General features: G+C 70.3%; 22 protein-coding genes and 1 tRNA gene. 14 read left to right on the top strand and 9 right to left on the bottom strand.

What is annotated here, in order from left to right:
• The first annotated feature begins 16 nt into the window (after positions 1-16).
• From W7S_RS23760 to W7S_RS23750, 3 genes are all read left to right on the top strand, one after another.
• On the top strand, positions 17-2,005 hold the full coding sequence (locus tag W7S_RS23760; protein WP_014385958.1) for an Hsp70 family protein: 1,989 nt from the start codon (positions 17-19) through the stop codon (positions 2,003-2,005).
• A gap of 132 nt (positions 2,006-2,137) precedes the next feature.
• Positions 2,138-3,529 (top strand): hypothetical protein, encoded by a 1,392-nt coding sequence (locus tag W7S_RS23755; RefSeq protein ID WP_008261628.1) that lies wholly within the window; start codon positions 2,138-2,140, stop codon positions 3,527-3,529.
• A 66-nt stretch (positions 3,530-3,595) separates the two neighbouring features.
• Positions 3,596-3,982, top strand: a complete 387-nt coding sequence (locus W7S_RS23750; RefSeq protein WP_008261626.1) for a hypothetical protein — start codon at positions 3,596-3,598, stop codon at positions 3,980-3,982.
• A 14-nt stretch (positions 3,983-3,996) separates the two neighbouring features.
• Here W7S_RS23750 and W7S_RS23745 read toward each other — a convergent pair whose 3' ends face one another.
• A complete protein-coding gene (locus W7S_RS23745) occupies positions 3,997-4,656 on the bottom strand; it encodes a DUF3060 domain-containing protein (protein WP_008261624.1) in 660 nt (219 codons plus the stop codon).
• 57 nt (positions 4,657-4,713) lie between these two features.
• Between W7S_RS23745 and W7S_RS23740 the strand changes: the two genes are divergently transcribed.
• Together W7S_RS23740 and W7S_RS23735 are read left to right on the top strand one after the other, a co-directional pair.
• The gene (locus tag W7S_RS23740) at positions 4,714-5,733 is read left to right on the top strand and encodes an NADP-dependent oxidoreductase (protein ID WP_008261621.1); all 1,020 of its coding nucleotides are present in this window, start codon (positions 4,714-4,716) and stop codon (positions 5,731-5,733) included.
• 116 nt (positions 5,734-5,849) lie between these two features.
• Positions 5,850-6,677: a family 16 glycosylhydrolase gene (locus W7S_RS23735; protein ID WP_009956078.1), complete on the top strand. Its 828-nt coding sequence runs from the start codon at positions 5,850-5,852 to the stop codon at positions 6,675-6,677.
• A 3-nt stretch (positions 6,678-6,680) separates the two neighbouring features.
• Here W7S_RS23735 and W7S_RS23730 read toward each other — a convergent pair whose 3' ends face one another.
• Entirely contained in the window at positions 6,681-8,216 is a 1,536-nt protein-coding gene (locus W7S_RS23730) for a glycosyltransferase family 39 protein (RefSeq protein WP_036429635.1), read from the bottom strand.
• 71 nt (positions 8,217-8,287) lie between these two features.
• On the opposite strand from W7S_RS23730, the gene W7S_RS23725 reads away from it, so the two are divergent.
• The 3 genes from W7S_RS23725 to W7S_RS23715 all read left to right on the top strand — a co-directional run bounded on the left by W7S_RS23725 (position 8,288) and on the right by W7S_RS23715 (position 10,036).
• The gene (locus W7S_RS23725; RefSeq protein ID WP_008261617.1) at positions 8,288-8,593 is read left to right on the top strand and encodes a hypothetical protein; all 306 of its coding nucleotides are present in this window, start codon (positions 8,288-8,290) and stop codon (positions 8,591-8,593) included.
• A 30-nt stretch (positions 8,594-8,623) separates the two neighbouring features.
• On the top strand, positions 8,624-9,298 hold the full coding sequence (locus W7S_RS23720; protein ID WP_008261616.1) for a GAP family protein: 675 nt from the start codon (positions 8,624-8,626) through the stop codon (positions 9,296-9,298).
• A 66-nt stretch (positions 9,299-9,364) separates the two neighbouring features.
• The gene (locus W7S_RS23715) at positions 9,365-10,036 is read left to right on the top strand and encodes a GAP family protein (RefSeq protein WP_008261614.1); all 672 of its coding nucleotides are present in this window, start codon (positions 9,365-9,367) and stop codon (positions 10,034-10,036) included.
• On the opposite strand, the gene W7S_RS23710 is transcribed toward W7S_RS23715, so the two are convergent.
• Complete coding sequence (locus W7S_RS23710; RefSeq protein ID WP_008261612.1) at positions 10,024-10,797, bottom strand: hypothetical protein; 774 nt, start codon at positions 10,795-10,797, stop codon at positions 10,024-10,026. The two genes, W7S_RS23715 and W7S_RS23710, sit on opposite strands and share 13 nt — an antisense overlap.
• Before the next feature lie 41 nt (positions 10,798-10,838).
• Between W7S_RS23710 and W7S_RS23705 the strand changes: the two genes are divergently transcribed.
• On the top strand, positions 10,839-12,347 hold the full coding sequence (locus W7S_RS23705) for a bifunctional phosphatase PAP2/diacylglycerol kinase family protein (protein WP_008261610.1): 1,509 nt from the start codon (positions 10,839-10,841) through the stop codon (positions 12,345-12,347).
• On the opposite strand, the gene W7S_RS23700 is transcribed toward W7S_RS23705, so the two are convergent.
• The 4 genes from W7S_RS23700 to W7S_RS23685 all read right to left on the bottom strand — a co-directional run bounded on the left by W7S_RS23700 (position 12,283) and on the right by W7S_RS23685 (position 16,003).
• Entirely contained in the window at positions 12,283-13,722 is a 1,440-nt protein-coding gene (locus tag W7S_RS23700) for an FGGY family carbohydrate kinase (RefSeq protein WP_008261608.1), read from the bottom strand. The two genes, W7S_RS23705 and W7S_RS23700, sit on opposite strands and share 65 nt — an antisense overlap.
• Positions 13,719-15,122, bottom strand: coding sequence for a mannitol dehydrogenase family protein (locus W7S_RS23695; RefSeq protein ID WP_014385954.1), 1,404 nt, complete (start codon positions 15,120-15,122; stop codon positions 13,719-13,721). Before W7S_RS23695 ends, W7S_RS23700 begins: the two co-directional genes overlap by 4 nt.
• Before the next feature lie 44 nt (positions 15,123-15,166).
• Entirely contained in the window at positions 15,167-15,511 is a 345-nt protein-coding gene (locus W7S_RS23690; protein ID WP_008261604.1) for a DUF732 domain-containing protein, read from the bottom strand.
• Between the two features lie 153 nt (positions 15,512-15,664).
• Positions 15,665-16,003, bottom strand: a complete 339-nt coding sequence (locus tag W7S_RS23685; protein WP_008261601.1) for a DUF732 domain-containing protein — start codon at positions 16,001-16,003, stop codon at positions 15,665-15,667.
• Between the two features lie 391 nt (positions 16,004-16,394).
• On the opposite strand from W7S_RS23685, the gene W7S_RS23680 reads away from it, so the two are divergent.
• The gene (locus W7S_RS23680) at positions 16,395-16,892 is read left to right on the top strand and encodes a hypothetical protein (RefSeq protein ID WP_036389690.1); all 498 of its coding nucleotides are present in this window, start codon (positions 16,395-16,397) and stop codon (positions 16,890-16,892) included.
• A gap of 149 nt (positions 16,893-17,041) precedes the next feature.
• Here the strand turns inward: W7S_RS23680 and W7S_RS23675 are convergent, their stop codons facing one another.
• The gene (locus tag W7S_RS23675) at positions 17,042-17,848 is read right to left on the bottom strand and encodes a L,D-transpeptidase (protein WP_008261597.1); all 807 of its coding nucleotides are present in this window, start codon (positions 17,846-17,848) and stop codon (positions 17,042-17,044) included.
• Between the two features lie 255 nt (positions 17,849-18,103).
• On the opposite strand from W7S_RS23675, the gene W7S_RS27655 reads away from it, so the two are divergent.
• Positions 18,104-18,490, top strand: coding sequence for a hypothetical protein (locus W7S_RS27655; protein ID WP_008261595.1), 387 nt, complete (start codon positions 18,104-18,106; stop codon positions 18,488-18,490).
• A 10-nt stretch (positions 18,491-18,500) separates the two neighbouring features.
• On the opposite strand, the gene W7S_RS23665 is transcribed toward W7S_RS27655, so the two are convergent.
• Positions 18,501-18,574: transfer RNA gene (locus W7S_RS23665), tRNA-Gly, on the bottom strand.
• A gap of 174 nt (positions 18,575-18,748) precedes the next feature.
• Here W7S_RS23665 and W7S_RS23660 point away from each other — a divergent pair.
• The 3 genes from W7S_RS23660 to W7S_RS27325 are packed head-to-tail and all read left to right on the top strand — an operon-like array spanning position 18,749 to position 22,305.
• A complete protein-coding gene (locus tag W7S_RS23660; RefSeq protein WP_179300167.1) occupies positions 18,749-19,384 on the top strand; it encodes a hypothetical protein in 636 nt (211 codons plus the stop codon).
• 29 nt (positions 19,385-19,413) lie between these two features.
• Positions 19,414-19,986: a dCTP deaminase gene (gene dcd / locus W7S_RS23655; protein ID WP_008261591.1), complete on the top strand. Its 573-nt coding sequence runs from the start codon at positions 19,414-19,416 to the stop codon at positions 19,984-19,986.
• Positions 19,987-20,034: 48 nt separating this feature from the next.
• The gene (locus W7S_RS27325; protein WP_050989398.1) at positions 20,035-22,305 is read left to right on the top strand and encodes a hypothetical protein; all 2,271 of its coding nucleotides are present in this window, start codon (positions 20,035-20,037) and stop codon (positions 22,303-22,305) included.
• Positions 22,306-22,368: the final 63 nt, after the last annotated feature.

Below are 22,368 nucleotides of genomic sequence, written 5' to 3'. Positions count from 1 at the left end.
CGAAGGTTTTCGCTCTATGTACGACCCACTTGGGTTGTCGATCGGGACCACGAACCTGGTCGCTGCGCGTAATGGAAGCCCACCGGTTAACCGCCGCTGCGTGCTCACCCTTTATCCGCACTGTGCGCCGAAAATTGGTGTGCCCGAAGAGAATCCGCCGCTAGCCGAACCCGGCGTGCCGATGAGAAACTTCGTCGAGCGCATCGGGGACTCGGTCGCGCTGGTGTCGCCCGACGGTTCCGCGCATGATCCGGAGCTGCTGACGGTGGAGGCCCTGGACGCGATGGTGCTCGCCGCCGGCGCCGATGCGGCGGCTTCGGAGATCTCCATCGCCGTTCCCGCGCACTGGAAACCGAGCACGGTGCAGGCGCTGCGCGACGCCCTGCGGACGCATGTGGGGTTCGTCCGAAGCGGAATGGCGCCCCGCCTGGTCTCGGACGCGATCGCGTCGCTGACCGCGGTGAAATCCGAGCTCGGCCTGCCCGACGACGGCATCGTCGGGCTGCTCGACTTCGGCGGCAGCGGCACGTCAGCCACCCTGGTGAACATTGCCGGTGACTTCGAACTCGTCAGCGCCACAATGCGCTACACCGCGTTGTCCGGCGACGAGATCGACCAGGAATTGCAGCTGCGCGCCTTCGAGGAGCTGGGCCACGGCAGCGGCCTGGACCCCGGCAGCACCGCCGGTGTCGGGCAGCTCGGCGAACTCAGGGAACAGTGCCGCGCGGCCAAGGAACGCCTTTCGGTCGACATGGCCACCGACATCGTCGCCGAGCTGGGCGGGCGCAGTTGCAGCCTGACGGTGACGCAGGACGACCTCGAAGAGCTGATCCAGGATCGGCTGACTGGCTTCATCTATGCCTTCGACGACATGCTGGTGCGCTACCGCAAGAGCTGGTCGGACCTCGCGGCGGTGGTCACGGTCGGTGGCGGGGCACGCATTCCGCTTGTGACCGAACGACTTTCGATGCACGGGCGCACGCCGATCCTGACGCCGTCGCAGCCGGCCTTCGCGGCGGCCTGCGGCGCGCTGATCCTGGCCTCCCGCGGGGGCGAGCTGGATCTGCGGACCCGCACGTCGATCGGGCTGCTCGCGACGGCCGACGCCGCCGGCGACGTCGTGGACCTGGGCGCCGGCGACGTGCTGGTGATCGACGACGAGGCGCTCACGGATCGCGAACTGGCGTGGTCGCAGACCGACGACCCCGGCGACCTGCGGATGCGATTCGGCGGCGAAACCTACGACGAAGACGGTCCGGCCGGCTGGTCGATGCGGCTCAACGTCATCGACCCACCCCGGGAACGGCGGCCCTGGCGGCGCCTTCGGATCTCCCAGCTGATCATCGGGATGTCCGCGGTGGTCGCCATGACCGCGGTCGGCGGCGTGGCCTACACGCTGACCGGGATCGAGAACCGTCAGGCCCCGCCGGCGCCGTCGGTCGCGCCGCCGCCCGCGCCGTCCGTCAAGCCTGCGGCGCCGGCTCCGGCCGCCCCGCCGCCGCCCACCGCCGTGCCCCCACCCCCGCCGCCGAGCGCGCAACCCGTCCCAAGTCCTGCGCCGCCGCCGCCCGAACCCCCGCCGTCGCCGGCACCGCCACCGCCTCCGGTCTTGGTGACCACGGCGCCGCCGGCGCCGGTCTACACCCCGCGGCACACGGCACCACCGACGACGACCGCGCCGCCGCAGCCGACGGTCACCACTACGGCCCCGCCGTCACCGACGGCCACGACGACGTCGCCGCCTCCGCCCACGAGTGAGGAGCCCGTCACCACCAGCACCACGACCACGGTGCCCATGACGACGGAGTGGATCCACGTCCCGCTGCTGCCGGTGCCGATACCGATCCAGGTTCCGCAGAAGCAGGCCCCGGCGACCCCCCAGTACCCGCAGTACTCGCCGCAGTACCCGTCGAACGAGTATCCGCAGTACCAGCCGTATCCGGGGAATGAGTATCCGCAGTATCCGGGAAGTTCGCAGAATCCCTACTGGGGCCCGGGTTATTAGCGTCGGTCCTGCTTAGGCGGTCCATCTGCGCGGCCATGCGCGCGCGGGTAACGTTTGTGTCACCAAGTTCGGATGGGGTTTCCCCGTCATGCCCTCGCTCGGGGGGCGTTCGAAAGACCTTGGAGGCGTTACGTGGACATCGTGCTTGGGGTGTCGATAGCTCCCGGGACGGTCCGCCTGGTAGCGATCGAAGGCCAAGACGCCGACGGTGTGACCGTCGAACAAGAAGAGTTCGAGGTGGGTGCCGCCGGCAATGCGGTCGATCGGGTGATCGACGCGATCGGCGGCACCCGCGAAGGAGTGGTCGAGGGCGGCCACCGGTTGAGCTCCACCGGGGTCACCTGGACGAACCCCGCCGACGTCGCCGCCCTGCGGGCGGCCATCAACGCCAGCGATCTCGGCGACGTGATGATGGTCGCGCCCTTGCTGGCTGCGGCCGCGCTGGCGCAGACGGTCGGCGACGCGCTGGCCTACGAGCGCATCGCGATGCTGTTCGTGGAGACCGCCAGCGCGACGCTGGCCGTGGTCGAGGTCGGCGACGGTTCCATCGTCGACCTGCACCGGCGCCGGATCACCGGCACCGCGGCGCCCGCCGAGCTGGCGACGATGGTCGCCGGTCTGGACGCGGGCGGGTCCGCGGCGGACGGCGTGTTCATCGTCGGCTGCGGCGCCGACATCGTTGCGCTGAAACCCGCGATCGAGGCGGCCACCTCGCTGCGGGTGACCGGACCCGAGGAGCCGGACATGGCGCTGGCCCGCGGGGCCGCGCTGGCCTCGGCGAACGCGCCGCTGTTCGCGTCGTCGACCGCGGCCCTGGCCTACGCCCTGGACCCGGGCACCGGGGAATTCGGCCCTTTGGCCGTCGGTCCGAGCCACCTCGACCTGTGGGGCGACGCCGGCACGGGCACCGGTTTCCGCGCGTACAGCGCCCTGGCCGACGACGCCGAGGAAGACGAAGACCAGCGGCCTCCGCGCCGGAGCCGCGCCATGCTGCTCGCCGGCAGCGCCCTGGCCGGCATCGCCGCCGTGATCGCCGGGGTCGTGCTGGTGACGCTGACGGCGGATCAGCCGACGGGTGAGGGGCACAACGCCGGCGTCAGCGTTGCCACCCCCGGCATCCAGCTGCCGGCCGCGCCGCCCAGCACCCCGCCCCAAGCGCAGCCGCCCGCTCCGAGCACGTCCCCGCCGGCGCCCGCGCCCACCGCCGAGGTGGCCGCCCCCGCGCCCGCGCCCGCCCCGATCGCGCAGCAACCCGCGCCGCAGACCACGGCCACGTCGGCGCCCCCGGCGCCCGTCCGTCGCGCCCCGACCCGCCAAACGCCGCAGTACGTGCCCCAACCGGTAGAGCAGGCGGCCCCCCCGCCGGCCGCGCCTGCCCCCGCGCCCCCGCCGGTCGCACCGCCGCCGCCGCCACCGGCCGCGCCGCCGCCGCCCAGGCCCGCGCCGGTGACCATGTACCTGCACTTCCCGTTCGTCACCGTGCCGATCCCGATCACCCCGCCGGCGCCGCCCCCGGCCCCCTAGCACGTGGCACACGCGCGGAGTTGAGCGCACACTGGCAATGACGGCACGCGCTGGCGAGGAGGTCGGATGGGCGAGCACGGTGGGTTCGGATTCGACCCGGACGAATTCGATCGCATGATCCGCGAAGGCAGCGAAGGGCTGCGCGACGTGTTCGAGCGCGTCAGCAGGTTCGTCGCCGCTCCCGGTGGCAGGTCGGGCTGGTCGACGATCTTCGAGGACATGTCGCGGCGACCCCGCCCCGCGCCCGAGACCGCCGGCGAGGCCGGCGAGGGCGTGTGGGCCATCTACACCGTGGACGACGGCGGCGGCGCGCGCGTCGAACAGGTCTACGCGACCGAGCTCGACGCCCTGCGCGCGAACAAGGACAACCTCGACCCGAAACGCAAGGTGCGGTTCCTGCCCTATGGCATCGCGGTCAGCGTCCTCGACGACGACTCCGAAGAGACTGCGTAGCAGTCGTTTTCGGCTCAGCCCTGGGTGACGACGTTCGAGTCGCCGGAGTTGCTGATCTTCGGCGTGCCCGAGTGGTAGGTCACCTTGTTGTTGAAGCCCGACGCGGTGATGGCGTCGGCGGCCTCGATGGTGACCGCGTTTTGCACCCCGGAGACCGAGAGGCTGGCGCAATGCCCGGTGATCGTCACCGTGTTGGACACGCCGCTGACGCTGACGATGTTGTCGTTGCACGCGATGGTCCGGCTCTCGTTGATGCCCGCGACGCTGAGCCGGGCGCCGCGCGGCGGGGCGGGTGAGGTCGACGGCGCTGCTCGCCGCGAGGCCGACGGGGCGGGACTCGTCGAGACGCTCGGCGGCGAGGTGATGAATGACTTCACGCCGGAAATCTGGTGTGCGGCAAAGGCGGCGATGCCTCCCGCGAGTGCGATCACACCGATCACGATGACGGTGCCAAGGATCCACCACACGCGGTTGCCCGAGGGGCTCGGCGGCGGCGGTCCGGTGACCGGGCCGCCGTAGGTCCACGCCGGCGGCGGTGGCGGGGCGCCCGGGGTCGGCGGCGGATGGGCCTGGCCGGCGGACGCGGAGCTGCCCTGCTCTGAGGCCCACGCCGACTCGGCGAGCGGGCGCTCGAGTTCCCGGATCCGCTCTTCCGGGTCATCGTTTGCTGCCATGCATTGAATATGCCATTCGCTTCTGCGTTTTCGGCCCGTTCGGTAGTTTTGGGGATCGTGCCCGATTTGCCGAACCGCCAGGTGTTGTTGCGTCGTCGCCCGTCGGGGCTCGTCCGGCCCGACGACACGGAAATGGTCACCGCGCCCGCGCCCGAACCCGCCGAGGGGGAGGCGCTGCTGCGCACCACCTACGTCGGCATCGACGCGGCCGCCCGCACCTGGCTCGACGACCAGCCCAGCTACCTTCCGCCGGTGCAGCTGGGTGAGGTCATCCGCGCGGCCGGCATCGGCGAGGTGGTCGCGTCGCGGTGTGACGCGTTCGCCGTCGGCGACGTCGTCACGACGCTGACCGGGTTTCAGGAATACGTGATCATCCGCGACGACCTGTTCAGCACGCCGATCCCGGGCGAGGACGACCAGCTGGCGATCATGTCGGTGTACGGGCCGACCGGCGCCACCGCCTATTTCGGGATGACCGACATCGGCCGACCGCAGCCCGGGGAGACGGTGGTGGTGTCGGCGGCCGCGGGGGCCACCGGATCGGTGGCCGGGCAAATCGCCAAGATCGCCGGCGCCCGGGTGGTGGGCATCGCGGGCGGCCCGCAGAAATGCCGGGCGGTGGTGGAGGACTTCGGGTTCGACGCGTGCATCGACTACAAGAACGACGACATCGTCGCGGCGCTCAAAAAGCATTGCCCGCAACGGGTGGACGTCTACTTCGACAACGTGGGCGGGCCCATCCTCAACGCCGTGCTGGGCCGGCTGGCCCCCCGCGCGCGGGTGGTGCTGTGCGGCGTCATCTCCAGCTACCTGACCGGCGACCACCCGGGGCCGGCGAACTACGTGAACCTGTTGTCCAAGACCGCGCTGATGCAGGGCTTCAACGCGCTGGACCAGTGGGGCCGCTTCGACGAGGCGTTCGCCGCGCTGCGCGGCTGGGAGGCCGAGGGCCGACTTCACCACCGGCAGACCATCTTTGAGGGCATCGAGTCGTGTGTCGACGCCCTCAACGGCCTGTTCACCGGCGTCAACGTCGGCAAGACGCTGGTCAAAATCAGCGAACCCGGCGCGCGCTGAGGCCGCGGGATGCGCCGCACCCCCACCGCGTGGTGTTATAACACCGTTTGCGAGAGTTGCCTGGGGAGAGCGCGCCGGGCTTGACGTGCCGGCTTTCAACGATGGGTGGTTTGTAGATGGATCGTCGCAGCATGATGTTGATCTCGGGGCTCGGCATGCTGGGGGCTGCGATGCGCTTGCCGGGTGCCTGGGCCACCCCGCCGGCGCCGCAGGCGCCGCCGGCCGCCGGCGGCGGGCCCTACATCTTCGCCGACGAGTTCGACGGGCCGGCCGGCTCGCCTCCCGATCCCGGCAAGTGGACGATTCAGACCTGGCAGGACGACGTGTTCCCGCCCGTGGAGGGGATCTACCGCGACGATCGCCAAAACGTGTTCCAGGACGGCAATTCCAACCTCGTCCTGTGCGCAACCCACGATCTGATGAGCAACACCTACTACAGCGGCAAGCTGCGCGGCAACTTCCGCAGCATGATCAACCAGACCTGGGAGGCGCGGATCAAGCTGGACTGCTTGTTCCCCGGCCTGTGGCCGTCCTTCTGGGGTGTCAACGAGGACCCGCTGCCCGACGGCGAGGTCGACATCTTCGAGTGGTACGGCAACGGCGACTGGGCCCCCGGCACCACGGTCCACGCGGCGTCCAACGGGAAGACCTGGGAGGGCAGGTCGATTCCCGGTCTGGTCGACGGCAACTGGCACACGTGGCGAATGCACTGGGGCGAAGAGGGATTCGAGTTCTTCCGGGACGGGGCGCAGTACTACAAGGTGCCCAACAAGCCCATCCACGTCGCCGGCGGCGCGCCCGACGACTTCCGGTGGCCGTTCAACAACCCCGGCTACTGGATGACCCCGATGTTCACGCTCGCCGTAGGCGGGGTGGGCGCCGGTGACCCCGCCGCGGGTGTCTTCCCGGCGTCCATGCTGGTGGACTACCTGCGCATCTGGTAGCGGTCATTTCGTGGCTTTGAGCACCTGAACCAGGTTGAACTGCCACCGCTCGACCAGCCGGAAGCCCAGGTCGTGCGGCACCGCGAACGCCGGGGTCGGCCCGTAGCGGGGGCCCGGCGGCAGCGCGGCGCCCCGCTCGTGCGCCGGCTGTGACGGGTCGGCCTGGGTGATGATCCAGACCACGCCGCAGTGGCTCAACGGCTTGGCGACGACCTCGGGGATGAGGTTGGTGTCGAAGACGTCGTTGCGGTCGGTCGCGCGCTGCCACAGCGTCAGGTCGACCAGCTTGCGATAGGCATCCGGGCGAGCCGCCAGCAACGGGCGCATGGGGGCCGGCATGAACGTCACCGTGTCGTTCACCAGCAGACAATCGCCCGGCGCGGCCCGCGCGGTGATCAGGTCGGCCACCTGGCTGTAGTCCATCCCGTATTTGGCGTACGGGTTGCGCTGCGCCCGAACATAATTCGGCGCCGCCGCCACGGCGAACAGGCCGACCAGCGCCGCGGTGACCCAGGGCCTGGCGGCCACCGCGCCGCCGCAGACCCCCAGGATCAGCGCCATCGCGGGCGCGGTGAACGACAGGTAGCGCGGCGTGTAGATCGAGTGCACCAGCACCGAATAGGTCAGGATCGCGGCGGTGGGAATGGCCAGCCACCCCGCCGCGAGCACCAACAGCTGCCGCTCCGATGGCGCCAGCCGCGCGGACCCGCTGAGCCACAACACAATCGCCGCACACATCAGCAGCGCCGCCAGGATGGCGAACGGGGGGCTTCGCTCGAAATACTGTTGCATCACCACGTCTTCGATGGTGCGGTGACCGATCGGGGCGACCCAGCTGATCTGGTGCGCCTGGCCGGCCACCGTCAACAGGAACGGCAACACCGCACCCACCGCCACGGCCGAGGCAGTGGCGAAGCGCGCCAACACGGTTCGGCCGCGGTGGAAGACGACGACGAAGACGACGTACGCCCCCAGCAGCAGCGCGATATACGCGTCGAGCACGATCGAGAGGGCCAGCGCGACACCGTAACCCAGCCACAACCGCCGGGTGTCGCGGCGCGCGGCGTGGACGAGCAGGACCGTCAGCCACACCGCGGCCATCATCGACAGGGCATAGGGCCGCGCCTCGATGCCCGCCCACGTGGTGCGGGGCAGGATCGCGCAGAACGTGCCGGAGGCGATCGCGACTGTCCGCGACGAGAACTGCTTGCCCAGCACCACCACGCCGGCGGCCGCGCCCCCCGCCGCCAGGCCACTCGGCGCGCGCGACCAGAACTCGGTGGCCGGAAAGACCTGAAACCACCCGTGCATGAGCAGGTAGTACAGGCCGTGGACGGCATCGACATTGCCCAGCATGTGCCACATCTGGGCCAGCGAACGGCTGTAGGAGGCCGAGATGGTCGCGGCCTCGTCGTACCAGAAGGAGGGCCGGGCGGCCCCGGCCATGCTCACCGCGACGGCCAGCGCCGCGACGAGCAACGGGTCCAGCGCGGCCGCCACGGCAGGCCGGCGGCTGCCGAGCACGCCGGGGCTGAACACATCGCTATGGTGCCAGAACGGCCCGGGAGGATCGGCCGACCGGGCCCCTGATTCGAACGTATGATCGATCAATGGGACGGCTCGCATCGATCGGGTACAACGGCCAACCGGTCCGTGACCCGTTTCGCGCGGTCCGCCCGCCCATCGCCGTCCTGGTCGACCTGACGGTGCTGTTCCCGCGTGAGCCGCACCGCTCGGGGCGCTATCAGCCCAACGGGCTGCAGCTGCACAAGGTCGTCGAGGGCCGGCTGAGCTGCTGGGCCCTGTGCGAGCAGGGCGACTGGTGGGGCCTGGTGACCTATCCCGTCGCCTACGGATCCCGGCGCAAGACCGTGACGCACTGGGTGCCGGCCTGGACGCTGCGCCGCAAAGCCTGACCGCACCGCGCAATGCGATGATTGCTGCCCGTGGACGCAAGTTGGGCCTCGGTCCTGAGCAAGCTCGTCGCGCTGGCGGCCGTCATTGCGCTGTCACCGATCACGGTCATCCCCGCGGTGCTCGTGCTGCACGCGCCCCGGGCGCGCCCGGCCAGTCTCGCCTTCCTCGGCGGCTGGCTGGTGGGGCTGGTCGCCTTCACGGCGGCGTTCGTCGCCGGCTCGGAGGCGCTCAGCGGCTTCCATGCGACCCCGCCGAAATGGGCGTCCTGGGTGCGCCTGGTCTTCGGGGTGGCGCTCCTCGCGCTCGCGGCGTTCCACTGGTTCACCCGGCACCGCCACCGCAGCATGCCGCGGTGGATGCGGTCGTTTTCCACGCTCTCCCCGGCGCGCGCCGGGGTGGTGGGGGCGGTCCTGGTGCCGCTGCGGCCCGAGGTGCTCATCCTGTGCGCGGCGGCGGGTTTGGCCGTCGGCAACAGCAGCCTGAGCGCCGGCGGCGAGTTGGTCGCGGCCGCGATCTTCGTCGTCGTCGCCGCGTCGACGGTGGCGATCCCGATCCTGGCCTATGCCGGCTCGGGTGACCGCTTCGAGGGAACGCTGGAACGTCTCAAGGCCTGGATGGAGGCCAACCACGACGCGATGCTGGCCGTGATCCTGTTCCTGATCGGGTTGATCGTGCTCTACAACGGGATTCGCGCGCTGGCCTGACCCGCGTTCGGCCGACTCCGGCGCGTTTCGGCGTCACTTCGGCACGGCAATGGGAGGATGCCGCCCATGGCAGGAAGCTGGGGCACGGTGCTGACCGGGCTCGTTCCGCTCGGACTGGTCATCTCGCTGTCGCCGCTCACGGTCATCCCGGCGGTGCTGGTGCTGCAGGCGCCGCGGCCGCGGCCGAGCAGCCTGGCGTTCCTGGGCGGTTGGCTGCTCAGCCTGGCCGCGCTGACGGCGCTGGCCGTCGCGGCCTCCGGGCTGCTCGGCGGCTTGGACAAGGCGCCGCCGCGGTGGTCGTCGTGGCTGCGCGTGGTGCTGGGCGCGGCGCTGATCGCGTTCGGCGTTTACCGGTGGCTCCGCCGAAACGACCAATCCGAGTCGCCGGCGTGGATGCGCTCGTTCGCCAACATCACCCCGGCCCGCGCCGGGATCACCGGCGCGGTGCTAGCCCTCGTGCGCCCGGACGTGGCGCTCATCTGCGTCCCGGCCGGATTGGGGATCGGCACCAGCGGGCTCGGCGTCGCCGGCGACTGGGCGGCCGCCGCGTTCTTCGTCGCCATCGCGGCCTCAAGCGTCGCGATCCCGATCCTGGCCTACGTGGCCGCCGGCAGCCGCCTCGACGACACGTTGGCGCGCCTCAAGGACTGGATGGACCGCAACAACGCCGCCCTGCTCGCGGCCGTCTTGGTGGTGATCGGCGCGATGGTGCTCTACCACGGGATTCACGCCCTGTAGCCGCCGTCGGCCAGGCCGGCGTCGGCTTCGAGCCTGTTGGTCGCCCCAAAGGCCAACTCGCGGAACAACTCCCGACCGTAGCCGGTGAGCATGCCCAGATAGCCGCGGGCCGCCCATTGCTGCGCGTGCCGCTCTTCGTGGTGCAGCACCCGGTCCAGGTCCAGCCGGGTGCAGCGCGGCGCGCCGTGCCCGTCAAGGCACCAGGTGTGCCCGGAGGCGACGACCCGGCACAGCTGCTCTGCCGGGTCGTCGAGCCGGCCCAGGTTCACCATGAAGATATCGCCCCACGTGGTGCCGCCCCGCTGGCTGAACAGCCGCTGGATCCAGTTGCCGCCCAACCCCATCAGCATGCCGTTGGGGGTGGTGACCAGGCGCCCCCCGTTGCGGTGCACGAACGGGACGTCGCGGGTGTAGCTCCAGCCGTTTGCCTGCTGCCGCAAGCGGATTCGGGTCACCTCGGCGGCGCAGTGAGGGGTGGCCGGGAAGTCGGTGGGTCGCTTGCCCGCCGCGCCGTAATCGCTGCCGGCGTTCAGGATGTAGGTCATCAGCGCCGCCGCGCGAGCGTCGCCCCCGCCGGCGCTGGGCGGCAGCAGGAAGAAGGATTGGCCGGCCGGGTCCTTGATCTCTTGCATCCTCGCGAGGACCACGAAGCTGGCGCGCGTGATGTCGTGGCGCCGGCTGATCTCGGCGAGCGCGTGCGGGGGCACGCCGCGGCGCTCGGCGTTCTCCCGCCATCTCGTGCAATAGCCCTGTGCGTCCATGTCTTTCCGATCGATTGTCACCCATGGTTAGGGTGGAGCGAATGAACAGGCGGCCCTGGCGACGCGCGCGCGGCGTCAAACAGATCACCCGAGGACTCGGCACGCTGGATCGCGAGCTGTTCGACGCGATCGCCGAGACGGACACCCCGCTGCTGGACACGGTCATGCCGCGGTTGACGCGCGCGGCCGACCATTCGAAGCTGTGGCTGGCCATCGGCGCGGCCCTGCTGGCCACCGGCAGGCACAGCGCGCAGCGCGGCGCGACCCGCGGGCTGGTGACGCTGGCCGCCACCAGCCTGGTCACCAACCAGTTCGCCAAGCGCATCCGGCGGCGCCCGCGTCCCGGCTACGACTTGGTGCCCCTCGTCCGGCAGGTCCGCCGCCGCCCGACGTCGAATTCCCTGCCGTCGGGGCATTCGGCCAGCGCGGCCGCGTTCGCCGTCGGGGTCGGCCTGGAGAACCCGCCGCTGGGCTTCGGGCTGGCGCTGCTGGCCGGGCTGGTGGGCCTGTCGAGGGTGGCGACCGGCGCGCATTACCCGGGCGACGTCGTCGCCGGGTTCGGGATCGGGTCCGGCCTGGCCGTGCTGGGTGGCCGCCTCGTGCCGCCGATCGTCGAAACCGCCCTTCCGCGAACGGAACCGCTGCGCGTCGAGACGCCGCCGCGGCCGGACGGCGCCGGCGTGGTCCTGGTCATCAACCCGGAGTCGGGCAGCGGCACCGGGGCCCGCGTGCTCGACGAGGTGCGCGCCGAGCTGCCGAAGGTGGACATCCGCGAGCTGGGTCCCGACGACGACCCCGTCGAGGTCTTGCGTGGCGCGGCCGCCGGCGCCGAGGTGCTCGCGGTGGGCGGTGGCGACGGCACGGTGGCGGCCGCGGCCGGGGTGGCCATCGACGCCGGGCTCCCGCTGGCGGTCTTCCCCGCCGGCACGTTCAACCACTTCGCCAAGGACATCGGCTGCGACACCGTGGCCAAGACCGTCGACGCGATTCGGCGCGGCAGCGTGGCGTGCGTGGACCTGGTGTGCCTCAACGACTCTCAGATGGTGCTCAACACCGCCAGCATCGGCGCCTACCCGGCGTTCGTGCGGCGGCGCGAAAAGCTCGAGAAGCGCATCGGCAAGCCGCTGGCGGGTCTTTACGCGATGCTGCGCACGCTGCGCAAGGAAGAGCCGGTGCGCATCTGTTACGACAACAAGACCCTGCTGACTTCGCTGTTCTTCCTGGGCAATTCGCTGTACCTGCCCACCGGTTTCGCGCCGGCGCGGCGGACCCGCATGGACGACGGCCTGATCGATGTTCGCATCCTCGAGGCGGGCCGGCCATGGGCCAGGACCCGGATCCTGACCGCGCTGGCGCTGGGCCGGCTGGAACGCAGCCCGCTCTACCACGAGTTACAGGTGCCCGAATTCAGCTTCAGCGCCGTCGACGGCCCCACGACCGTTGCCCGCGACGGCGAGGTCGGGGACAAATACGACCAGGCCCGCTTCACCGCGAAATACCGGATCCTTCCGGTGTTTCGTCCGCTTCCCGACGCGCGGCCCCCTCGGTGAGATCGCGCACCCGCGCGTAGCGGGCGGGCACCTCGGGCGAGGGTTCGGCGGTGTATTCGTGCGTCGGCGGCGGCTCCCACGCAGGCGGCCGGGGCGAGCCGCTCAGCGCCCAGGCCGCCTGCCGCGCCGCGCCCGCCGCGACGTACTGCGCCGGGGCGGGCGCCAGCACCGGCATGCCGAACACTGCCGGCGCTATCTCGCGCAGCGCCCTGGATTGCGCGCCGCCGCCGACCAGCAGGATGCGGCGCGCGACGACACCGCGCGCGGCCAGATGCGCGACGCCGTCGGCGAGCGAGCACAGCAGTCCCTCCACCGCGGCCCTGGCCAGGTTGGCCGCGTTCGCGTTGGAGACCCGCAGGCCGTGCAATGCCCCGGTTGCGTTGGGCCGGTTGGGTGTTCGCTCACCTTCGAGGTAGGGAACCATGACCACACCTTCGCTGCCCGGGGGCGCCGACAGCGCGAGCGTCGACAGCTCGTCGTGATCGACCCGCAGCATCGCGGCCGCGGCGTCGAGCACCCGCGCGCCGTTGAGCGTGCACACCAGCGGAAGGTAGCGCCCGGTGCCGTCGGCGAATCCGGCGACATACCCCGCGTCGTCGCGGACCGGATCCGCGGTGACCGCGGCCACCACCCCCGACGTGCCGATCGAGACGATCACGTCGCCCTCTTGGGCGCCGAGGCCCAGCGTCGCGGCGGCGTTGTCGCCCAGACCCGCACCGAATAGTGTTGTGCCACTGCTTGTCCCGTCGGATGGGCCCAGCACGGTGGGCAGCCGCGGACGTCGGCCGCGCAGCGCCAGTTCCAGCAGATCGAGGCGGTAGTCGCCAGTGGCGGCGTCGTAGTAGCCGGTGCCGCTGGCGTCGCTGCGATCGGTCGTCAGCCCCGCGATGTCGGCGTCACCGCGCAACCGCCACGTCAGCCAGTCGTGGGGCAGGCAGACCGCCGCGGTGCGGTCCGCGTGGCGCGGCTCGTGGTCGGCGAGCCAGCGCAACTTCGCCACGGTAATCGCGGCCAGCGGCACGACGCCGACGGCTTGGGCCCACGCGCGCGCCCCGCCCAGCTCGCGCACGAGGGCGTGCGCGGCGTCGGCCGAGCGCACGTCGTTCCACAGCAGCGCGGGCCGCACCACCGCGCCGGTTTCGTCCAGGCACACCATGCCGTGCTGCTGCGCGCCGACGGCCACAGCATCGACGCCATCCAGCCCGCCCGCGTTCGCAATGGCCTCTCGCGCGGCGGATTCCCAAGCGCGCGGGTCGATTTCGGTCCCGCTCGGGTGGCCGGCCTGGCCCTCGCGGACCACCGCTCCGGTCTCGGCGTCGCACACCAGCACCTTGCAGGATTGCGTCGAGGAGTCGATCCCGGCGACCAGCGTCATGACGCGTCGTCCCCGACCAGGGCCCGCAGCGTGGCGCGCGCGCCGCGGCGGTGCAGGCAGTCCAGGGTCCACCGGTAGGCGTCGCGGAAGCGCGGGGCGTCGATGAGGTCGCCGAACACCGGGCGGTTGGCCAGAAACGCGTCCTGGTCGTCGCGTTGCGAGCGGGCGAGCGGCACCAACGTGTCGGACAGCCGGTCGATCACCTCGATCGGTTGGCCCTGTTCGTCGACGCCCTCGGCGTAGCGGGCCCAGCTCGCGACGATCGCCGCGGACAGCCGCACCGGACCGCCGGTGCGCAGATTGTCGTGCACGACCGGCAGCAGCCATTTCGGGATGCGGTCCGAGGAGTCGGTGCACAGCCGGGCGACGGTGTCGCGCGCGTAGGCGTTGGCGAACCGGGGGAGTAGTTGGTTGCGGAACTCGGTCAGCCCCGGGATTCGTGTCAGCGTCGGCATGGCCTCCGAATCCAGGTAGCGGGCCAGGAATTCGGCGATCACCGGATCCTGGGCGGCCTCGTGCACCAGGCGGTATCCGGCCAGGTATCCGAAGTAGCACAGGCCCTGATGGCCGGCATTGAGCAACCGCAATTTCATTGCCTCGTACGGCGCGACGTCGTCGACCAGCTGCACACCGGCCTGGTCCAGGGGCGGGCGCCCGTCGGCGAAGTCGTCCTCGATCGCCCACATGGCGAACGGCTCGGCCACCACGGGCCGGGCGTCGCGCACGCCGTATTCGGCCTCCAGCCGCTCGGCCACGTCCGGCGTGGTCACGGGCGTGATCCGGTCGACCATCGAGTTGGGAAAGCGTGTCTTCTGGTTCATCCACTGTGCGAGTTCGGGATTGGTGCGCTGTGCGTAGGACGTGAATGCGCGCCGCGCCGTGTCCCCGTTGCCGACGATGTTGTCGCAGGACACGACGGTGGGGGAGGGCAGGCCGCGCGCCCGGCGCCGGTCGCACGCCTCGGTCACCAACCCGAACACCGCGCTCAGGGGCGGCTGGTAGCCGCCCTCGGTGATGGTGAGTGAGATGATCCGGGTTGCCGGGGCGGCGAGCAGTTCGATGACCGCGTCGGGATCCTCAGGCGCATAACGGAAGTCGACGATGGAGCCGATGACCCGCGGTTCCCGCGTGCCGTCGGGGTGTTCGAGGGTCAGCGTGTACAGGTGGTCCTGGTCGCGCAGCGCGTCGCGCATCTGTTGGTCGCCCGGCAGCACGCCGACACCGCAGATGCCCCAGTCCCGCGCGAGCCCGGCGTTGAGCAGCCGGTCGATGTACATAGCCTGGTGGGCGCGGTGAAAGCCGCCGACACCGAAATGCGCTATGCCGATGCCGATTTGGCTGCGGTCATAGGTCGGGACGGGGATGTCGAGACCGGTCAGGTTCCGTGCGTTCAGCTTCACTCGAGTGTCACCTTAGCGCGGAGTCCGCTGCGGCTAGCTGATTGCTAGGCGTTGGGGCAGAGGTCGCGCAGGGCGAAGATCACCACGTCGGCGGCCTGGCGGCCGTTGATCCCGCCGGAGCCCTGGTCGGCATCGGAGCGCTGCAGCGCCAGCAGCTCCAGCTGCTGCGGCGAAGCGCCCCACGAAAGCTGCTGACACAGATCCGCGCCCATCTGCAACAGCGCGTCGTCGCCGCCGTCGACGGCGTGGATCCCGGCGTTGTGCAGGTCGTTGAGGAAGGCGGCCTGGTCGGCCCGCGCCGGGCCGGCCCAGGCAATTCCCGAGATCAGAAGTGGACCCAACGTCAGCGCCGCTCCGATGAACCGGCCGTGCAGCCTGCGTGCCGCCATCCCACGTTCTCCTTGTGTCTTTGCGCGATGCGGATGATGCACCTTTACACAAAAGTGCATGGACCGCCGCGCGGGAGATCCGGAGGATGAATAGTCGGCGAAGACTGGCCGCGCGGCTGCGCGCGCGGTGTGCGAGGACTCAGCTCGGCGTGGCTAGCTTGGGCACAGATCGCGCATGGCGAAGACGACGATGTCGCCGGCCTGCTGGGGGCTGAGGCCGCCGGCTCCCTGTCGTTCGTCGGAGCGCTGCAGCGCCAGGCCCTCGAGCTGCGCGGGCGGGGCGCCCCAGGAAATTTGCTGGCAGATGTTCAGGCCCGCCTCCAGGAGTGCGGCGTCGCCGCCGGTCACGGCGTGGATCCCGTCCTTGTGCATGTCATTGAGAAAGCTGGCCGCGTCGGCCTGCGCGGGGCTGGCCCAGACGAGGCCGGCGAGAAGCGGGGCACCGAACAGCGCCGAGGCGATGAAACCGCCAGCTAGACGACGTGGTGACATATGCCCTTCCCCTCTGTCTGTCAACGGTTGCTCTCACGGTGTTCACTTCTATGTAACCTCCTGGACAGACTTTGTGCATCAAAAATTCCCTGTGAATGACCTGCGGGTAAATAAAGTCCGCGGGATTCGAAGTCGGCGGCCGACCCCGGGAGAAGCCCCAGAACGCATGCGTGTCGGCGCAGGTCAGCGATGTCCGTCGGCGGTGTTCCGATTCGTGACAGCGTTGTGACGTCACCATTTGGAAACGGCGCGGTGCGGCGTGGCTCGTGTCGCGTGTCGGCTGCTGACAATTGGCCCGGTCGTGAAGGACGGCCTCGGTACGGCTAGGCGGGCCTGCTGCACTGATTGATTGCGGAAATAGCTGAGCGTGAATGAAGGAGAGTTGGCGCTGATGGCGATCGTCGATCGGTTCAACATGAAAGTAGTTGCCGGCGCTGGGTTGTGCGGAGCAGCTATAGCGTTGAGCCCCGACGCGGCGGCCGCCCCGCTGATAACGGGCGGCCACGCGTGCATCCAGGGGCAAGCGGGCGACGCGGCGCCGGCCGCCGGAGGTCCCGTGGCCGCGGGCGCGCCGGCGGACATGTGCGCGGCGCCGCTCACTGACATGTCCGGCGTGCCCATGGCCGTGCCCGGACCGGTGCCGCTCGGTGCTCCGGTGCCGATCGTGCCGCCACTGCCGCTCGCGCCGCCCGTGCCGGTCGTGCCGCCGGTGCCGGTGGTGCCCGCCGGTGCGCCGCTGATCGCCCTGGGCGGCCCGGTGGCGGGTGCTCCCTTGGAGGCGGCCGCTCCGATCATCGACATGGCCGGGGTGAAGGACGCGCCGACCGGCCCGGCGCCCACCGGCGGGCCGACGTCCGGTCAGCCGATTCGCCCGGGCCCCGCGAGCTGAGCCCGAATGTGTGCGGGCCCGCTGGTTCCTACCAGCGGGCCCGTTCCGTTGCGTGCCCCAACAATCGAAGCTCCGCACCCGGCTTGCATGTGGGTGCGGAGCTTCGTTTGCGAGGGCGCCGCTTGACGCAGCTCGGTCTGACTGAGGCGCTAGTCCTGGACGATCACCGGGTCGCCGACGTTGACGTGGTTGTAGTACCACTCGGCGTCATCGGGGCTCAGGCTGATGCAGCCGTGGCTGACGTTCTCAAGCCCCAGTGATTGGACGGCCCAGGGGGCCGAGTGCACGAATAGTCCGCGGTTGGTGATGCGGACGGCGTAGTTGACCGTGAGCAGGTAGCCGTTGGGGTCGTCGACGGGGATGCCGACGCTGCTCGAATCCATGGTCACCGCAGGCTCTTTCGAGAGCACGGTGTACGAGCCGACCGGCGTCGCGTATTCCGGCCTGCCGAGCGAGGCCGGCATCACGCCCTGCTCCCCGAAGTGCGGGCGATGGTGCGGCGCCGGGAGTTGGGTCGGCGGTCCCGCCTCGGCCCCATCGATGCTCACGGTGAACGTGTGCTGCGAGATGCTGGCCACCCCGATGACGGCGGGACCGGTTTTGATCTCCGAGGTCGCCTGGCCCACCGTCAGCGCAATTGTGCTGTGCGCCGGCCAGTATCGATCGGGCACCCACTGGACGACCTTGTTGTCGAGCCATTCGAACTTGCCCGTCATCGCGGGCGTCGACTTGACCTCAACCGCCCGCTCGGCGGCGCTCCGGTCGGTGACCGGACCACGGAACGTCACCACCACGGGATGCGCCACGCCCACGACCTCGCCGCGCGCCGGTGAAACCGACGCGATGGCCGGACCATGCGACAGGTTGGCCGACGCGAGGCTCACACCGGCCGGCGCTACGACCATTCCGGCAGCGACCCCGACGACCCCAAGAACACACCGAACACCGGTCCGCATGGCCTCAATTCCCTTTTAACTGACATCGTTGCAATAGGGATGATAAATGGCGTCTGACCTGCGAAAGCGCAAGGGCACGTGGATATTTGGGCACGCAACGGTCACGTTTTGGATACGGACGTTTAGTTCGGCGGCCTGGCGACGAGACGGGCGACCGGGGCAATTGTGAAGCCGCGAGACGCGCGCCCCGCCCCGCTGGCAGAGTCAATTCAAATTCGGCTCTTACCAGCGGAGTGTCCGTGTTTTAATCGCCGAGTGGCAGACCCGATCAAGTACCAGGGTGGCGAGCCCGAGCAATGGCTGGGGACACTCGGCGACATCTCTTTCTCGCAGCATTGGGTAGCAACGCCGGCCGGCGTGCACCCGATAAAGGGCACGGTGTGGACCGTGACCGACATGTCGCACTATTCGGAAAGCATCTCCACCGCCGGCATTGTCCTCTGCATCATCTTCGTCTGGTTTTGCCTGCTGGGACTGCTCTTCCTGCTGATGAAGGACCGCAGATACACGGGCTATATCCAGGTCACCGTTCAGGGCGACGGGTTCTTCCACTCGACACTGCTTCCCGCTGCGGGACCTCAGGCGACGATCAGTGTCACCCAGCAAGTGAATTACGCGCGGACGCTGGCTGCCGCAGCCTGAGCTGTCATCGTGGAGCCGATGACGGGAATCGAACCCGCGTATTCAGCTTGGGAAGCTGATGTTCTGCCATTGAACTACATCGGCACAGTCGCCTCAGAAGGCTAGCATCCATCACCGGGCCGGCAGGCGCGCCCGGGCGGCCTGACCTCCCCCGACAACCCGGCCCAGGAGCGCGACCACGAAATCTAAGACGCCTATCTAACTATTCTCATAACGCTCAGATTTATTATTTCGTTATCGCAACGTAATGTGCTCCGGGTGGGTCGACACGAATTAGCCAGGAAGCGACGTAGACCGTCAGTGGCCCTGGCTGCGGTGCTCGCCCCCGCGGCGGTGTTCTTCGCGGTGTCCGCCGATGTCCATCCATTTGCACCGCACAACCAGGCCAAACCCGTGATCAGCGAGCCCGCCCCCTGTTGCGTGCAAATCGTGACAGCCGCGTCGAAGCGGCCCGCTAAAGGGCTGGTTGACGGCGAGCCCGCCGCGGCATCGCGCTACCACACGCGATCGCGCTTCCTGCCCGCCGGCGTCGCGCCGGAGCAGGGCCTTCAGGTCCGCACGATCTTGGTCGAGCGCAGCATCAGCGCGGAGTTCCCCCAGATCCACGAGATCGGTGGGGTGCGGCCGGATTCGCTGCCCTGGCATCCCCGGGGGTTGGCGCTCGACGTCATGATCCCCAACCCTGGCAGCGCCGAGGGCATCGCGCTGGGCGACTCGATCGTCGCCTACGTGATGCAGAACGCCACCCGGTTCGGGATCCAGGACGCGATCTGGCGGGGCGTCTACTACACACCCGGCGGAGCGCAGGCCAGCCGGCTCGGCCACTACGACCACGTGCACGTCACGACCACCGGCGGCGGATATCCGACCGGCGACGAGGTCTATCTCCGCTGAACCCGCTGCGCAGCAGATAGGCTCGTCGCGTGCTGCTCTCCGATCGCGACCTCAGGGCCGAAATCAGCGCCAGCCGGTTGGGCATCGACCCCTTCGACGACGCCCTGGTGCAGCCGTCCAGCATCGACGTTCGCCTCGACTGCATGTTCCGGGTGTTCAACAACACCCGCTACACCCACATCGACCCGGCCAAGCAGCAGGACGAGCTGACCACCCTTGTCGAGCCCGTCGAGGGGGAGCCGTTCGTGCTGCATCCCGGCGAGTTCGTGCTCGGCTCGACGCTGGAGCTCATCACGTTGCCCGAGGACCTCGCGGGACGGCTGGAGGGCAAGTCGTCGCTGGGCCGCCTCGGCCTGCTGACGCATTCGACCGCCGGCTTCATCGATCCCGGCTTCAGCGGTCACATCACCCTCGAACTGTCCAACGTCGCGAACCTGCCGATCACGCTGTGGCCGGGCATGAAGATCGGTCAGCTGTGCATCTTGCGGTTGACCAGCCCGGCCGAACACCCTTACGGCAGTTCGAGAGTGGGCTCGAAGTACCAGGGCCAGCGAGGACCCACGCCGTCGCGCTCCTATCAGAACTTCATATCGTCTACATAGGTTCTGCGGGGCCCGCTCGCCCCCGTTCTGCGCGATACTTAGTTAGCCATGGTTTTTACCTCCGCCTGGCCGTGGTTCACCGCAATGCCTTTGGAGGGGTTTGTTTTGGATATCGTGCTCGGGGTGTCGATGGCACCGTCGTCGATCCAAATGGTTGTCCTGCAAGGCGAATACGCCGACGGCGCCACGGTAGAAGAGGACGCGATCGACGTCACCGGCGCCGACGACGCGGCGACCGTGAGCGCGTCCGACCGGGTGATCTCGGCGATCTTGGGCACCCGTGAGGGTGCCGCCGATGCCGGCCTCGAGCTGTCGTCCATCGGGGTGACGTGGACCGATCAGTTCGAAGCTGCCGCCCTGCGCGACGCGCTGACCGCTCACCGGCTCGACAACGTGATGCTGGTCTCGGCGTTTCTTGCCGCGGCGGCGCTCGCGCAAAACGTCGGCGGCGCAATGGGTTACGAACGCACCGCCGTACTCCTGGTGGAGCCCGATACCGCCACGCTGGCCGTCGTGGAGACCTCCGACGGCTCCATCCCCGATGTGTACAAGCAGCAGATCCATGCCGAGTCCTACGGCGCCGCCGCCGAGCAGCTCAGCGGAATGGTCGCCGGGCTGGAGAAGCTGGAATACCGCCCGGACGGGCTGTTCGTGGTGGGCTCGGGCGTCGATGTCGCCCCGTTGAAGCCGGCGCTGCAGACGACGACGGCGCTCGACGTGAGCGTGGCCGAGGAGCCGGAGACGGCGCTGGCCCGCGGCGCGGCGCTGGCGTCGGCGAATGCCCCGCTGTTTGCCTCCTCGACCGCCGCGCTGGCCTATGCGCAGGACCCCGGCACCGGCGCCGTCGACCAGCACTCCCTGCCCGAGTACCTCTATGTCCCGTTCGGTCCCGACGCCGGCGACGACGAGCTCGCCTACAGCGCGGTGGCCGATGAGGACGCCGACTCGCCGACCGTGGTCATCGAACGGCTCTTCCTTCCCGAAGAGAGTCAGCCGCAGCGGCGGCCGGCGCTGCTGATCGGCAGCGGGCTGGCGGTGGCTGGCATCAGCGCGGTGTTGGCGCTCGAGATCGCGCTCGCGATCGGGATCCGCACGACGGGCACCGTCGCGTTGCAGCCCACCCCGAACCAGCACCTGATCGTTCCCACCGAGCAGGCGCCGGCGCCGGTGCAGGCGTCCGCGCCGGAGGCGAAGATCAGCCTGCCGGCCCCGGTGGCGGCCCCCAAGCCGTTGAATCCCCCGGTCGCGGCCCCGCTGCCCGCGCCTCCGCCGCCGGAAGCCCCTCCCGTACCGGCGGCGCCGCCGGTGGTCCCCGTTCCCGTCGTGGTTCCGCCCCTGCCAGTCCCGGTGCCGGTGCGCATCCCTGTTCCCAACCCGGTGGTAAGGCCGCCGCTGTTCGAGGCACCGCCGCGCGTGTCAATCCCTCAACCGGCGCGGCCGCAACCGCCGGTGCAAATTCCTCAGCCGCCGACGCCCCCGAAGGTGGGCGGCACCGTTCCGCAGTCGCCGCCGCATCAAACGCCTCCCGGTGAAGGCACCCCGCCCAAGCCGGGCGCTCCGGGTAACTCCGGTGGCGGTCACGTGCCGACGCCGGGTTCGGGGGGTTCCGGTGGTGGGCATGTCCCGACGCCGGGTTCGGGTGGTTCCGGTGGCGGCCACGTGCCGACACCCGGTTCGGGTGGTTCCGGTGGCGGCCACGTCCCGACGCCCGGGTCGGGCGGCTCCGGCGGAGGCCACGTGCCGACGCCCGGGTCGGGCGGTTCCGGTGGCGGCCATGTCCCGACGCCCGGGTCGGGTGGTTCCGGCGGTGGTCACGTGCCGACGCCCGGATCAGGTGGTTCCGGTGGTGGCCATGTCCCGACGCCGGGTTCGGGTGGTTCCGGTGGTGGCCATGTCCCGACGCCGGGTTCGGGTGGTTCCGGTGGTGGCCATGTCCCGACCCCGGGTTCGGGTGGCGGCCATGTCCCGACGCCCGGTTCGGGTGGCGGCGTACCGAAGCCTGGTGGGGGCGGCCCGGGCGGACTCGGCGGCGGCCACGCTCCTGCGCCCGGCGGCGGACTTGGCGGCGGTCACGCTCCTGCGCCCGGCGGCGGACTTGGCGGCGGGCACGCTCCTGCGCCCGGCGGCGGATTTGGCGGTGGCCACGCTGCGCCGGCGCCTAAAGGCGGCGGTGGCTTCGGCGGCGGGCATAGCGGCGGTGGCCTGGGCGGCTTCGGCGGCGGCCACAGCGGCGGCGGCCTGGGCGGTTTCGGCGGCGGTCACGGTGGCGGCGGTGGCTTCGGCGGCGGTCACGGTGGCGGTGGCGGCGGCCACAAATAGCCTCGGTTTGCCGAGCCTCCTCCCACCAAGCGGCGCATGGGGCACAGCTTCGGCGGTCACGGC

Origin of the sequence: Mycobacterium sp. MOTT36Y (genome assembly GCF_000262165.1) — a bacterium.
Taxonomy (GTDB): domain Bacteria; phylum Actinomycetota; class Actinomycetes; order Mycobacteriales; family Mycobacteriaceae; genus Mycobacterium; species Mycobacterium intracellulare.
Note: the sequence above shows the minus strand (reverse complement) of the source record. Positions and strands in the feature narration are given on the sequence as shown.

What these genes read in the sequence shown, in the direction of transcription:
- W7S_RS23760 (WP_014385958.1), top strand. Translation starts at nt 17, where the DNA reads ATGTACGACCCACTTGGGTTGTCGATCGGGACCACGAACCTGGTCGCT.
- W7S_RS23750 (WP_008261626.1), top strand. Translation starts at nt 3,596, where the DNA reads ATGGGCGAGCACGGTGGGTTCGGATTCGACCCGGACGAATTCGATCGC.
- W7S_RS23745 (WP_008261624.1), bottom strand. Translation starts at nt 4,656, where the DNA reads ATGGCAGCAAACGATGACCCGGAAGAGCGGATCCGGGAACTCGAGCGC.
- W7S_RS23735 (WP_009956078.1), top strand. Translation starts at nt 5,850, where the DNA reads ATGGATCGTCGCAGCATGATGTTGATCTCGGGGCTCGGCATGCTGGGG.
- W7S_RS23725 (WP_008261617.1), top strand. Translation starts at nt 8,288, where the DNA reads ATGGGACGGCTCGCATCGATCGGGTACAACGGCCAACCGGTCCGTGAC.
- W7S_RS23715 (WP_008261614.1), top strand. Translation starts at nt 9,365, where the DNA reads ATGGCAGGAAGCTGGGGCACGGTGCTGACCGGGCTCGTTCCGCTCGGA.
- W7S_RS23710 (WP_008261612.1), bottom strand. Translation starts at nt 10,797, where the DNA reads ATGGACGCACAGGGCTATTGCACGAGATGGCGGGAGAACGCCGAGCGC.
- W7S_RS23705 (WP_008261610.1), top strand. Translation starts at nt 10,839, where the DNA reads ATGAACAGGCGGCCCTGGCGACGCGCGCGCGGCGTCAAACAGATCACC.
- W7S_RS23700 (WP_008261608.1), bottom strand. Translation starts at nt 13,722, where the DNA reads ATGACGCTGGTCGCCGGGATCGACTCCTCGACGCAATCCTGCAAGGTG.
- W7S_RS23690 (WP_008261604.1), bottom strand. Translation starts at nt 15,511, where the DNA reads ATGGCGGCACGCAGGCTGCACGGCCGGTTCATCGGAGCGGCGCTGACG.
- W7S_RS23685 (WP_008261601.1), bottom strand. Translation starts at nt 16,003, where the DNA reads ATGTCACCACGTCGTCTAGCTGGCGGTTTCATCGCCTCGGCGCTGTTC.
- W7S_RS23680 (WP_036389690.1), top strand. Translation starts at nt 16,395, where the DNA reads ATGGCGATCGTCGATCGGTTCAACATGAAAGTAGTTGCCGGCGCTGGG.
- W7S_RS23675 (WP_008261597.1), bottom strand. Translation starts at nt 17,848, where the DNA reads ATGCGGACCGGTGTTCGGTGTGTTCTTGGGGTCGTCGGGGTCGCTGCC.
- W7S_RS27325 (WP_050989398.1), top strand. Translation starts at nt 20,035, where the DNA reads ATGGTTTTTACCTCCGCCTGGCCGTGGTTCACCGCAATGCCTTTGGAG.